This window comes from Gallionella capsiferriformans ES-2 (assembly GCF_000145255.1).
GTDB classification, from domain to species: domain Bacteria; phylum Pseudomonadota; class Gammaproteobacteria; order Burkholderiales; family Gallionellaceae; genus Gallionella; species Gallionella capsiferriformans.
Genome location: NC_014394.1, coordinates 333,135 through 345,719, shown reverse-complemented (window position 1 = coordinate 345,719; position 12,585 = coordinate 333,135). Strand labels below are relative to the sequence as shown.

General features: G+C 54.0%; 16 protein-coding genes. 7 read left to right on the top strand and 9 right to left on the bottom strand.

Features of this window, described 5'->3' with window-relative positions:
• Positions 1-15 precede the first annotated feature (15 nt).
• The 3 genes from GALF_RS01530 to ilvD are packed head-to-tail and all read right to left on the bottom strand — an operon-like array spanning position 16 to position 3,071.
• The gene (locus GALF_RS01530) at positions 16-249 is read right to left on the bottom strand and encodes a hypothetical protein (RefSeq protein ID WP_013292286.1); all 234 of its coding nucleotides are present in this window, start codon (positions 247-249) and stop codon (positions 16-18) included.
• Positions 250-260: 11 nt separating this feature from the next.
• Entirely contained in the window at positions 261-1,166 is a 906-nt protein-coding gene (locus GALF_RS01525; protein ID WP_013292285.1) for a D-hexose-6-phosphate mutarotase, read from the bottom strand.
• Positions 1,167-1,223: 57 nt separating this feature from the next.
• Positions 1,224-3,071 (bottom strand): dihydroxy-acid dehydratase, encoded by a 1,848-nt coding sequence (ilvD, locus tag GALF_RS01520; protein WP_013292284.1) that lies wholly within the window; start codon positions 3,069-3,071, stop codon positions 1,224-1,226.
• Positions 3,072-3,128: 57 nt separating this feature from the next.
• Here ilvD and lgt point away from each other — a divergent pair, with 57 nt between their 5' ends.
• The gene (gene lgt / locus GALF_RS01515; RefSeq protein WP_013292283.1) at positions 3,129-3,917 is read left to right on the top strand and encodes a prolipoprotein diacylglyceryl transferase; all 789 of its coding nucleotides are present in this window, start codon (positions 3,129-3,131) and stop codon (positions 3,915-3,917) included.
• A gap of 18 nt (positions 3,918-3,935) precedes the next feature.
• On the opposite strand, the gene GALF_RS16005 is transcribed toward lgt, so the two are convergent.
• Positions 3,936-4,070, bottom strand: a complete 135-nt coding sequence (locus tag GALF_RS16005) for a hypothetical protein (protein WP_263053278.1) — start codon at positions 4,068-4,070, stop codon at positions 3,936-3,938.
• Between GALF_RS16005 and GALF_RS01510 the strand changes: the two genes are divergently transcribed.
• From GALF_RS01510 to GALF_RS15190, 6 genes are all read left to right on the top strand, one after another.
• Positions 4,057-5,247: an HlyC/CorC family transporter gene (locus GALF_RS01510; protein ID WP_263053277.1), complete on the top strand. Its 1,191-nt coding sequence runs from the start codon at positions 4,057-4,059 to the stop codon at positions 5,245-5,247. The two genes, GALF_RS16005 and GALF_RS01510, sit on opposite strands and share 14 nt — an antisense overlap.
• A 136-nt stretch (positions 5,248-5,383) precedes the next feature.
• The gene (locus GALF_RS01505) at positions 5,384-6,595 is read left to right on the top strand and encodes a type II secretion system F family protein (protein ID WP_013292281.1); all 1,212 of its coding nucleotides are present in this window, start codon (positions 5,384-5,386) and stop codon (positions 6,593-6,595) included.
• A gap of 88 nt (positions 6,596-6,683) precedes the next feature.
• The gene (locus tag GALF_RS01500; RefSeq protein ID WP_013292280.1) at positions 6,684-7,550 is read left to right on the top strand and encodes a prepilin peptidase; all 867 of its coding nucleotides are present in this window, start codon (positions 6,684-6,686) and stop codon (positions 7,548-7,550) included.
• Entirely contained in the window at positions 7,547-8,179 is a 633-nt protein-coding gene (coaE, locus tag GALF_RS01495; RefSeq protein ID WP_013292279.1) for a dephospho-CoA kinase, read from the top strand. Before GALF_RS01500 ends, coaE begins: the two co-directional genes overlap by 4 nt.
• A 59-nt stretch (positions 8,180-8,238) precedes the next feature.
• Positions 8,239-9,000 (top strand): cell division protein ZapD, encoded by a 762-nt coding sequence (gene zapD / locus GALF_RS01490; protein WP_013292278.1) that lies wholly within the window; start codon positions 8,239-8,241, stop codon positions 8,998-9,000.
• The gene (locus tag GALF_RS15190; RefSeq protein WP_013292277.1) at positions 8,997-9,188 is read left to right on the top strand and encodes a DNA gyrase inhibitor YacG; all 192 of its coding nucleotides are present in this window, start codon (positions 8,997-8,999) and stop codon (positions 9,186-9,188) included. The genes zapD and GALF_RS15190 overlap by 4 nt, the downstream gene beginning before the upstream one ends.
• Here the strand turns inward: GALF_RS15190 and GALF_RS01485 are convergent.
• Genes GALF_RS01485 through rapZ form a run of 5 tightly spaced genes read right to left on the bottom strand, consistent with a single transcriptional unit; the run spans position 9,176 to position 12,584 of the window.
• Entirely contained in the window at positions 9,176-10,120 is a 945-nt protein-coding gene (locus GALF_RS01485) for a Nudix family hydrolase (RefSeq protein WP_013292276.1), read from the bottom strand. The two genes, GALF_RS15190 and GALF_RS01485, sit on opposite strands and share 13 nt — an antisense overlap.
• On the bottom strand, positions 10,117-10,749 hold the full coding sequence (locus tag GALF_RS01480) for a flavin prenyltransferase UbiX (RefSeq protein WP_013292275.1): 633 nt from the start codon (positions 10,747-10,749) through the stop codon (positions 10,117-10,119). The genes GALF_RS01485 and GALF_RS01480 overlap by 4 nt, the downstream gene beginning before the upstream one ends.
• Positions 10,750-10,764: 15 nt before the next feature.
• The gene (locus GALF_RS01475; protein WP_396230358.1) at positions 10,765-11,382 is read right to left on the bottom strand and encodes a Gx transporter family protein; all 618 of its coding nucleotides are present in this window, start codon (positions 11,380-11,382) and stop codon (positions 10,765-10,767) included.
• Positions 11,363-11,743 carry a NusG domain II-containing protein gene (locus GALF_RS01470; RefSeq protein WP_013292273.1) on the bottom strand — a complete coding sequence of 127 codons (381 nt, stop codon included), beginning with the start codon at positions 11,741-11,743 and terminating at the stop codon, positions 11,363-11,365. Before GALF_RS01470 ends, GALF_RS01475 begins: the two co-directional genes overlap by 20 nt.
• Positions 11,744-11,747: 4 nt before the next feature.
• On the bottom strand, positions 11,748-12,584 hold the full coding sequence (gene rapZ, locus GALF_RS01465) for an RNase adapter RapZ (RefSeq protein WP_013292272.1): 837 nt from the start codon (positions 12,582-12,584) through the stop codon (positions 11,748-11,750).
• Position 12,585: the final 1 nt, after the last annotated feature.

The following is a 12,585-nucleotide window of genomic DNA, read 5'->3' as shown; positions in this document are numbered from 1 at the left end:
CAGCACATACCTGCATCAATGGCTTGGCTGAGCATCCGGCACGATCTTATCCAACACCGGCGCTTTTAATACGGCAGCAGACTTCGCCGCCTCCCCTGCATGATGCTTATCTTGCATAGGACAAGGCTGACTTTCATGTTCTGCACAAGGATGCTTATGGGATTTATGTTTTACCGGGCCGTGCTTGACGTCGCACGCATAGGCTTGCGCGCCATAGAACAACGCAAGAAACAGGATGACTTTACGCATTTGCATACTCCTTAAACCGACTCGGCACGATATTCAACGATCATGGTGTGACGCGTGCCTGCCGCGACCGTCACCACATTTTCAATCGCATTGACCGATTCGACGCAAACCATCTCGCGCCAGCCGTCCGGCTGCCCCATATCGCCCATTTTATTAGCTTTTTCGACCCACGGCGTCCACACCACGGTCGATTGGCTGCCTGATTTAGCGATATGAATGCGACGAGCCAGCTTATCGTCGTGAATCACACACTCGCTGCCGGTGTTGATATAGACGCGATCAACTTCACTATTAAACGTGATCGCACCATCCTGACGACGCAAGTTGGAGCCGCCCACCTTGTCCCAGTATTCAGTGCCTTCCAGCCCCGTCACGCGGATAGCGCCGATGTCGCTGATCTGAAAATAGGTGTGCAGCGCTTCGCCGATCACGAAATTTGTGGCACCGGTATTTTCAGTCGTCATTTCCATACGCAGCGTTTCACCAACAATCACCGTCAGATCCACGTTGCATTCATGCAACCACTGTGCGCGCGTTTTGTCGGAGGGCACAAGACGCAAGGTCAGTCGCGTCGCGCCATCGGGTTCGCTGCCCGACTCGATCACGCGCCAAGGCACAGTGCGTGCAAAACCGTGACCCGGAAAGCCTGCTTCGCTCGCATGCGCGCCAAACCAGGGCCAGCACACCGGCGCACCGCCGCGTATCGATTTACCGACTGCGGGTTTCGTGTCGCGCGACAACCACACCACGGGAACCGCCTGACTTTTCGGCTGCCAGCTCATCAGATGTGCGCCCTGCAAGCACAACGATGCGCGGCCCAATGCGTTGTCGATTTCAGCGACGATCAAACCGCTCGCGTCTACGTTAAAAACCAATTGCCCTTTGATACCGAATTGCGAATTCAATGCTGTCGTCATATTTAGCTCCAATTGATAATTTAAAATTGAAAATTAATAGTTGAAAATTAGCAGTTGTTAACTTTCAATTTGAGTCACATCTCTCACCGCGCCCTTATCAGCACTGGTGGTCATCGCAGCATAGGCCCGCAGTGCCACCGACACCTGCCGATCACGACTGACCGGCTTCCAGGCCAGACGGCCGCGCGACGCCATCTCGGTGCGGCGTCGCACCATTTCCTCATCCGAAATACTCAGAACGATGCTGCGATTGGGAATGTCGATTTCTATCGTATCGCCTTCAACAACCAGCCCGATCGCACCGCCTGCAGCCGCTTCCGGCGAGACATGTCCGATAGAGAGCCCCGAGGTGCCACCGGAAAAACGTCCATCGGTGAGCAAGGCACAGACTTTGCCTAAGCCTTTCGATTTCAGATAAGCCGTCGGATACAGCATCTCCTGCATACCCGGACCGCCCTTGGGCCCCTCGTAACGGATCACCACCACGTCACCCGCGACGATAGTATCGGCAAGCACCGCTGCGACCGCATCGTCCTGACTCTCAAACACGCGCGCACGCCCGGTAAATTTTAAAATGCTCTCATCTACGCCCGCCGTCTTGACGATACAACCGTCGACGGCGACATTGCCATGCAACACCGCCAAACCACCGTCCTGCGAATAGGCATGCGCCTTGTCGCGGATGCAGCCCGTAGCACGATCAGAATCCGTTTCCGGGTACAGCATCGATTGCGAAAATGCGATGGTAGTAACGATACCACCGGGTGCGGCTCTGAAAAACTTGTCCGCCGTCCCATCGGTGTTTTGCACGATATCCCATGCGGCCAACCCGTCGCGCAGCGTCTTGCTGTGCACCGAACCCACCTCGCCATGCAGCAAACCGGCTCTGTCGAGTTCACCCAAAATCGCCGGAATGCCGCCGGCTCGATGCACGTCTTCCATGTGATATTCGGATGAGGGCGCAACCTTGCACAACGTGGGTACATGGCGCGACAAACGATCCATATCCTTCATGGTGAAATCGACCTCCGCCTCACGCGCAATAGCCAACAGATGCAACACGGTATTGGTCGAACCGCCCATCGCGATATCCAGCGTCATGGCGTTTTCGAAGGCATTAAACGTCGCGATATTGCGCGGCAACACCGATTCGTCATCCTGCTCATAATAACGTTTACACAAATCGACGATCACGCGCCCTGCACGCAAAAATAACTGCTTTCGCTCGGCATGGGTCGCAACCAGCGAACCGTTACCCGGCAGGGACAGACCCAGCGCTTCGGTCAAGCAATTCATCGAGTTGGCGGTAAACATGCCGGAGCAGGAACCGCAAGTCGGACAGGCGGAGCGCTCGATCGCATCCACTTCTGCATCGCTGTAATGGCTATCTGCAGCAGCCACCATCGCATCGACCAGATCCAGCCCGCGGGTCGCGCCATTCCAGTTCACCTTACCGGCTTCCATCGGGCCGCCTGAGACGAACACCACCGGAATATTCAGGCGCATCGCCGCCATCAACATACCCGGCGTAATCTTGTCGCAATTGGAAATACACACCAGCGCATCGGCGCAATGGGCATTGACCATATACTCGACGGAATCTGCGATCAGATCGCGGCTGGGCAGCGAATACAGCATGCCGCTGTGACCCATCGCGATGCCGTCATCCACCGCGATCGTATTGAATTCTTTGGCTATTCCGCCCGCACGCTCAATTTCACGCGCAACCAACTGCCCCATGTCTTTCAGGTGAACGTGACCGGGCACAAACTGAGTGAATGAATTGGCAATCGCGATAATGGGCTTGCCGAAATCGCCCTCTTTCATACCGGTCGCGCGCCACAGGGAGCGCGCACCGGCCATATTGCGGCCATGAGTGGAAGTACGGGAACGGTAAACTGGCATGATGTCTCTCTGAAAGGGTAGGCTATAATCAAGTTATCAATTCTACCTGATTCCCACATGCTCGTTTATCCACACATCAATCCCGTCGCCCTGCAACTCGGCCCGCTCGCAATTCACTGGTACGGCCTGATGTATATGGCAGGCTTTTTGACCTTTTTGTGGCTGGGGCGGAAACGCATCGTTACGCTGAATTACACGCAGATTACCAACAAGACGCTCGACGATCTGCTTTTTTACGGCGTGCTGGGCGTGATTTTAGGCGGCCGCCTAGGTGAAGTGCTGTTTTACAATCCTTCCTACTATTTTGCCAACCCGCTCAAAATTCTCGCCGTCTGGGAAGGCGGCATGTCTTTTCACGGCGGATTTCTGGGCGTACTGGTCGCGATGGCCGTGTTCGCCTATCAGCAAAAACTGCGCTGGCTCGAACTGATGGACTTCATCGCCCCGCTGGTGCCACCCGGGCTGGCCTTCGGACGACTGGGAAATTTCATCAACGGCGAATTGTGGGGACGACCAACCGATGCACCCTGGGGGATGATTTTCCCTCACGTCGATAATTTACCGCGCCACCCGTCCCAACTTTATGAGTTCGCGCTTGAAGGCGTGCTGCTATTTACGCTGCTCTGGCTATATGCAAAGCAACCGCGCCCTGTCGGCGCCGTATCCGGCCTGTTTTTGATCGGCTATGGCAGCTTCCGCTTTTTAGGCGAATTCGCCCGCAATCCGGACGACGGTATTTTCGGTTTAATGAGTCTTGGCATCAGCATGGGTCAATGGCTAAGTTTGCCGATGGTGCTGACCGGAATCGCCATGATGGTATGGAGCTACCGGCGCCCTGTGGCTTGACACAGCCCGACACCTCTTTCACACTGACTGCAATTCACTCAGCGACGCTACTTTGAACGATTTTTCTACAGCTTCATTATTTGGCATCTTGATCTTGCTGCTGGTTTGTAGCGCATTTTTTTCAGGCTCAGAGACCAGCATGATGGCGATCAATCGCCACCGCCTCAACCATTTAATCCGCAAGGGCAACAAGAGCGCAAAACTCACCGCACAGCTGCTGGGTAAAATTGACAAGCTGCTAGGCTCTATCCTGCTCGGCAATACCTTGCTCAACGTTGCAGCAGCAACCCTAACCGAATTCATCGTGCTGCGCCTGTACGGACATAACGAACTGGTGATGCTGATCGGCACACTGCTGATCACGCTGATGCTGCTGATTTTTAGCGAAATTCTGCCAAAAATAATCGCGGCGAGCTATCCGGAACGCATCGCACTTCCGTCAAGCTACTTGCTCACCCCGCTGATCACCTTGTTTCATCCTGTCGTATCGGTCGCCGGCGGCATCGTAAAAGGCGTACTCTGGCTCTTACGCATTAAAGTTCAGACCGATCAGAGCAAACAAAAAATAACCCTGGAAGAATTGCGTGGCATGGTGCTGGAAGCCGAACACTTCCTGCCGCGCAAACATCAGAAAATGCTGCTCAACCTCGTCGATCTTGAGCGCATCACAGTCAACGACGTAATGATCCCGCGCAATCAGATCGAGTCGCTGAACATCAACGCAGATGAGGACGCGCTGCGCGAGCAGATCATCACCTGCCACCACACGCTGCTGCCGGTTTATGCGGACACACCGGGCAACATCCTGGGCATCCTGCACATCAAGCGCATCCCGGCGCTTTTTCAAGAGGGAAATTTCAATACGACAGAATTACGTGATGTACTGCAGGAACCCTATTTCATACCGTCAGATACCCCTCTGCTCCAGCAACTGCAACAATTCCAGGAACGTCACACGCGCATGGGGCTGGTGGTGGACGAATACGGCGAACTGCTGGGACTGGTGACGCTGGAAAATATTTTGGAAGAAATCGTCGGTGAATTCACCACGCAGTCCCCCTCACAAACGGGTAAATTTCTGCGCCAGGAAGATGGCAGCATCCTGCTAGAGGGCAGCACTACCTTACGCGAACTTAACCGAAAGCTCGGCTTACACCTGCCGATGGACAGCGCTAAAACGCTAAACGGACTGATACTCGAACAACTGGAAGACATTCCGGAAACGGGCACCAGCCTGAAGATCGCAGGCTACCCCATTGAAATCATTCAAACTCAAGATCGCATCGTCAAAGTTGCACGTTTGTTTCCGCAACAAGTACAAAAACAGTGAGTGGGGAGTAGGAAGTAGTCAATACTACTGGTTTTTCCACTCACCACTCACCACTCACCGCTTCTCCGACTTTACAATCCACCCAAAGCTCGGCATCATACCGCGCAATGTCGGATAGCAACTCAGAGGAAACTTCATGGCTGTCGCACAACAAAAAGCAAAAGAATACACCTACACTTGGGAAGGCAAAGACAAGTCCGGCAAGTTAGTCAAAGGTGAAATGCGATCCATCGGCGAAGCCAATTTGTCCGCCTATCTGCGCCGTCAGGGTATTACCGTTGCCAAAATAAAACGAGCGCGCAGCAGCGCCAAAGCAATCACACAAAAAGACATCACCTTGTTCACAAGGCAACTAGCGACCATGCTAAAAGCCGGTGTACCGCTATTGCAGGCGTTCGATATCGTCGGCAAAGGGCATCACAACCCGTCCGTTTCAAGACTGTTGTTTTCGATCAAAACGGATATTGAAACCGGCAGCAGCCTGCAACAAGCCTTCAAAAAACATCCCCTCTATTTCGATGATTTGTATTGCAATCTGATTGGTGCCGGCGAATCGGCAGGTATTCTGGATAGTTTGCTCGAGCGCCTGGCGACTTATCAGGAAAAGATTCTAGCCATCAAGAGCAAAATCAAATCCGCCCTGTTCTATCCGGTTTCGATTATCGTGGTGGCCTTCATCATCACGGCCGTGATCATGATTTTCGTCATTCCCGCATTTAAGGAATTATTCTCAAGCTTCGGCGCTGATTTGCCGGCCCCGACCTTGTTCATCATGGCCATTTCAGATTTCTTCGTCAGCTACTGGTGGGCCATTTTCGGCGGCATAGGCGGGGGCTTCTACACTTTCTTCTATTTCCTGAAGCGTAGCCGCCCGATGCAGCACTTGATGGACAGGGTGCTCCTTAAACTTCCCATTTTCGGGGAACTGGTAAAAAAAGCCACCATCGCGCGCTGGAGCCGCACTTTATCCACAATGTTCGCGGCTGGCGTGCCGCTGGTCGAAGCCTTTAATTCGGTCGCGGGTGCTGCGGGTAATGCCGTGTATTTTGATGCGACCAAGAGCATACAGCGCGAAGTGAGCACCGGTAACAGCCTGACCGTCGCCATGCAAAATACCGAAGTATTCCCAAGCATGGTGATCCAGATGGTGTCGATCGGCGAAGAAGCCGGCTCCCTTGATGCGATGCTCTCCAAGGTCGCCGACTTTTACGAAGCCGAGGTGGACGACGCCGTCGAAGCACTCTCAAGCCTCATGGAACCCATCATCATGGTCGTGCTGGGCACTTTGATCGGCGGCATGGTGGTGGCGATGTATCTGCCTATCTTCAAGATGGGCCAAGTCGTATAAAACCGGATTGAGGAGCGAGAATTGCGGATCGAGTAAAACACCGTGATTTCCTCCTCAATCCTCGTTTCTCAATCCACAATCCTCACCTATGACCTTATTCGACTTACTTGAATCATCCGCCCCCCTGTTTATCGGCACCTGCACGCTGCTAGGACTGATGGTTGGCAGTTTTCTGAACGTGGTCATTCATCGCCTGCCCAAGATGATGGAACTGGGCTGGCGGTCGCAATGTGCCGAGTTGCGCGGCGAAGCACCCGTGGAGAGTGAACCGTACAATCTGCTGGTGCCGCGCTCCGCCTGCCCGCAGTGTCAGCACGCCATCCGTGCATGGGAAAACATCCCTGTGATCAGCTATCTGCTGCTGCGCGGCAAGTGTTCCGGCTGTCATACGGCCATATCCTCCCGCTACCCGATCATCGAGACTTTCAGCGGTCTGCTCTGCGGATTTGCAGCATTTCATTTCGGTTTCGGACTGACCGCCCTCGCGGCCCTTATCCTGATCTGGGCGTTAATCGCGTTGACGGCGATCGACTTTGACACCCAGTTACTACCTGACGACATCACCCTGCCGCTACTGTGGGCCGGACTGCTGTTCAATCTGTACGGCGCTTTTACTTCATTGCATGACGCATTCTTAGGCGCCGTGTTTGGCTACCTCGCCTTGTGGTCGGTATTTTGGCTATTCAAGCTGGTCACCGGCAAAGAAGGCATGGGCTACGGAGACTTTAAGCTGCTAGCCGCCTTAGGTGCCTGGTTAGGCTGGCAACTGCTGCCACTGATCATCATCCTGTCTTCGCTGGTCGGTGCCATCATCGGCATTGCCTTAATCATCGCAGTCAAAAGGGGCCGCGAGATTCCCATTCCGTTCGGGCCATATCTTGCCGGCGGCGGACTGATCGCACTGTTCTGGGGGCAGACGCTCACACAGAGCTATTTACAGCTATTGGCACCGTGAATTCGCTACCGCAGACGTGCATCGGTCTGACAGGCGGGATAGGCTGCGGGAAAAGTACGGTCGCGCACCTGTTTGAAGCCAAAGGGGTTCGCATTATCGATACCGATGCGATCGCCCACCAACTTACTCAGCCGGGTGGCAACGCCATCGATGCAATTCGCACCCACTTTGGTTCTGAGTATCTGCTGGCGTCCGGCGCGATGGATCGCCCGAAAATGCGCCATCTGGTTTTCGCAGACTACGCCGCAAAAGCCAAATTGGAAAACATCCTGCATCCGCTGATCTTAACTGCCTGTTCGCAGGCAATCTCCACCCCGAGCTTAGCGCCGTATACACTGCTGATGGTGCCACTCCTGCTGGAAAATCCACCCTTTTTGAAACTAGTGCAGCGCGTCCTACTGGTCGATTGCAGCGAGCAACAGCAGATTTCGCGCGTCATGCAGCGTAGCGGGCTTGACGAATCAGAAATTCGTGCGATTATTGCGCTACAAATGTCACGCAAAGAGCGGATTTTTCGCTCGGATGACCTCATCAAAAACGACGGCATGCCGGACGAATTGACCGCTCAGGTAAACAACTTTCACAACGATTACCAGCAGATAAGCAACAACCATTTGACGGCAAGCTGATATTCAATATATCTTCCGACCTTAGCATTTTTTTTTATCGAATTTAAGACCATAACGACGTGATCAGCTACGAATTCCCCATCAATGAAAAAGTACGCACCTGGTTGCGTCTTGAGGATTTGTTCGCGCGTATGAATTACTTTTTAGCAGGCGAAATCAGCATGGAACATCATGTTGCCCTCACCACGCTGTTTGAAATTCACGAAGTTGCCAGCCGCCCGGATCTTAAATCTGAATTGCTACAAGAACTCGAGCGCCAAAAACGTGCGCTGGCCTGCTTGCATAATAATCCGGCCATTTCCGAGCAGGCGCTGGATAGCATCCTGACAGAAATTGAACAAGCCTCATCCGCACTCCTCGCCATGACGGGTAAAGTGGGTGCGATACTGCGAGAAAACGAATGGCTGATGAGCATAAAGCAGCGCGCCAGCATGCCAGGCGGCACCTGCCAGTTCGATCTTCCGTCCTACCATTACTGGCAAAAGCAACCCGTTGCCTTGCGTCGTAGCGATCTTCAGGAATGGCTCTCACCACTGCTGCCTATCAGCGCTGCCATCAGTATTTTGCTACGCCTGCTGCGTGAAAATGGCAGAACCATCAGTTTTACCGCGCATCAGGGCACTTTTCAGCAAATGCAAGGCGGACGCGCGGCTCAACTATTACGCGTGCGACTGGCAGCTAACCTGCCCTGCATACCTGAACTCGGCGCAAACAAATATGCCATCAATATTCGTTTCATCGTCGCGAACTACGAAGCCAAATCATCGCTGTTAGAACAAGACGTTCCCTTTGACCTGACTTTCTGCACCCTGACAACGTGAGTAAACCGCCTATCGTGCCATGCCCGCGCTGCGGCAAAGAATCCCCTTGGGATACCAACAACCGCTTCCGTCCATTTTGCAGCGAACGTTGCAAAATGATCGACTTGGGGAAATGGGCTGACGAAGAATTTCGCGTCGCCGTGCCCGACGACGAACAAGACTTTACCGCACCACTCTACCAAGCCTGACGAAGCAACGCGATACCGTGCGCACCCCGCTGCCACGCTATCGACATCTCCGCACGGGTTAGCCCGCCTAACGCATAGACCGGTATGGATGATCCTGCCGCCAACGCTGAAAAGCGCTCCCAGCCCAGATGTGCCGCCCCCGGATGACTCTGCGTTGGCAACACAGGGCTTAACATCGCGAAATCGCAGCCTAGTCGCTGTGCACGTTGCAACTCCTCATCCGTATGACAGGAAGCGGCACACCAGGCCACTGAAGGGCGCTCAGTCAGTTCAGCCAATTGTAGTGAGGTTAGATGCACGCCGTCCGCACCGACCTCGCGCGCCAGCGCTAAATCCCCATTAATCAACACCTTCGCCCCGGCTGCATGCGCCATTGCCACGGTACGAACGGCCAGTTCGCGAAGTCGCTCGGGCGTTAAATTTTTTTCCCGCAATTGGATCAACTGCAACCCGGCATCCAGCTGCGCCTGCAGCTTGATCAAAAACGACTCCACACCCAATTCTGCAACGTTGCTAATCGCATACAGCGCAGGCAATTCGAGCGCGCGCAAAATAGGCGCATTCGCCGGCAGCACAGGCGACACCCTCACGTCCTGAGCCTGTTGCCACGAAAATTGCTGACCTTCATGCGGATAGAGCTCCCCTCGCCATTCGGTGACCCGAAAAAAACTCAGCCTGACTGTTGCATGAGGATAGGTGAACACGCGCGTAAGCCAAGGATAGGCGGTAAGAACCTCAATGCCCAGCTCCTCATGCAACTCGCGCACCAGCGCATCGTGCGCAGTTTCACCCGCCTCGACCTTACCCCCCGGAAATTCCCAGTATCCCGCCCATATTTTGTCGGCGGGTCGCTGTGCGAGCAAAAACGTGCCGTCCGGGCGCTGCAACACGGCAGCGGCCACTTCGACTACCTTCTGTAATAATGCACTCAACGCAATCCCTCCGAATCATTTTCAGGCACACATGCACCCCATCTTGGCATCAGTGTATTGGTGACCCCCAGATGATCCAGAATACGTGCGACCACAAAATCCACCATATCCTGTACATTTTGTGGCTGATAATAAAAGCCGGGATTGGGCGGCATGATGACCGCACCTGCTTGGGCGAGTTTGAGCATATTTTCCAGATGAATGACGGAAAAAGGCATTTCACGCGGAGCCAGAATTAAGGTGCGTTTTTCCTTGAGCATCACATCCGCCGCACGCGCGATCAAATCATCGCTGATCCCGCAGGCTACTTTAGCCAGCGTGCCCATCGTGCAGGGGCAAATCACCATCGCATCACCCGGATTGGAACCCGAGGCCATCGGTGCATACCAGTCATCGCGCCCGAACACCTGTAACTCGCCGCTAAATTCCCCCATGCGCTCACGCAACACGCGCGCAGCTTCCGGCGGACGACTGGACAACACCAACCCCATTTCCTGTTTGGCGACGATCTGCGCCGCCTGTGAATACACCAGATGCACGCGCTGTCCGCTTTTCAACAGACATTCGAGCAGACGCATCCCGTAAGGCATCCCCGATGCGCCGGTAAAGGCAAGATTAATCGTTTTCACAACAGACACTCCAGACTATTTAGTTTCTGCATTATCCATGAAACGGGCCGCAATCAGCCCGTTCACAGCACCGAACACCAGTGCGGCGGCGGCAAAAAGGGGAATCAGGTAGGCAATACCCGCATGCGGGATCAACCACAGATAGACCAGCGCCATCTGTCCTGCAATGTGCGCAAAGGCCGCGCATATGCTGTGCGTGACAGGACCAAACCAGCGTGATGGCAGGTGTTGCGCCAGCGCCAGCGCCAGCAGGCTCAGCAGCGCGCCTGTCAAACTCAGAAAAAATCCCGGTGTTAAAAAATTGCCGAATAACAAACTGCCTGCGAACACCCGCAACAACGAGACCCATGCTGCCGTGCGCCAGCCGTAACGTGCCAGCACAATCAGGGTGACAATATTGGCAAGTCCGGGCTTAACTCCGGGTAGAGGCGATGGAATCGCGCCTTCCAGTATCGTCAGCCCCAGCGCCACCGCAGCCATCCGCGCGACATGGTGATCCTCTGCAGTGGTGTTTAAGAGGATTGAGGATTGAGGAGGAAGGATTGAGTTGTACACCGAATTTGGAGCTGTGGCTTCTTCCCGATTCTCAATCCCCGATCCTCGATCCTGCATTTCAGTAATTAAGACTGTCATATCGTTTGTGACTTCCGACCAGTTCGACGCTCACCTGATTGGGCAGGCACAGCGCAATTTCGCCAGCCTGTTGCAACCAGCCCTGACGTACGCAGTACTGGCGCGGACCGGGATCTTTTGCGATACGTACTTTGCGATTTTCTATCGATATCAGGCTGACACCTAGGGGGCCTGGCACTGCTATTTGCTGGTTGCGCGACAAGGACACCTCACGAAACAGCTTTCCGCCGCTGCGTATGATGGCCTTATCGGCTATTTCGCCCGACCAGAACATCAGTGCAAGCAACACCACACTGCCCGCACCCAGAATCAGCGTCAGCCAGTCACCCGGCCTGATGTGATCTAATGCAAGCGGTGACATGGCGTCAGGAGAGTTCGCGGTGGCGCAACAAAACCTGCTGCTGAGACTGAAAATGACGGCTCAGTTTCTCGCTGATATAAACCGAGCGATGCTGGCCGCCGGTACAGCCGATCGCAATAGTTAAATAGCTGCGATTATCGGCAATAAAATGAGGCAGCCAACGCTCGACAAAGCGGCTGATGTCGGCAAACATCTCCTGAGTAGCCGGAGTATTTTCAAGAAATTCGATCACCGGCGCATCGCGACCGGTCAAAGAACGCAGCAACGGATCATAAAACGGGTTGGGCAGACAGCGCACATCAAACACATAGTCAGCATCAAGCGGAATGCCGTGCTTAAATCCGAAAGACTCGAATAAAAGCGTCATGCGTGCGCGATCTAATTTGATGAACTGCTTGATCCAGGCGCGCAAGGCGTTAGCGCCCAGCTCGCTGGTATCGATGTGATGACCAATATTGCTGATTTCAGAGAGTAACTCGCGCTCACACTCAACACATTCAGGCAATGTCCGCACCCCGTCACTCAAAGGATGCATGCGACGCGTTTCGGAAAAACGCTTCACCAGCGTATCCGACTTGGCATCGAGAAACAGCACATGCACCGCCAGATCTTTTTGCATCAAATGCAGCAATATTTCAGGCAATCGTTGCACGCTGTTGGCGCTACGCACATCGATGCTGACGGCCATTTTGTCATAGCCTGCCGACAACAAATACTCAATCAAGCCCTTGAGCAATTCGGCCGGCAGATTGTCAACGCAATAAAATCCGTTGTCTTCGAGCACCTTGAGTGCCACACTTTTACCCGAACCTGACAGACCGCTTAATAAGAATAGCTGCATC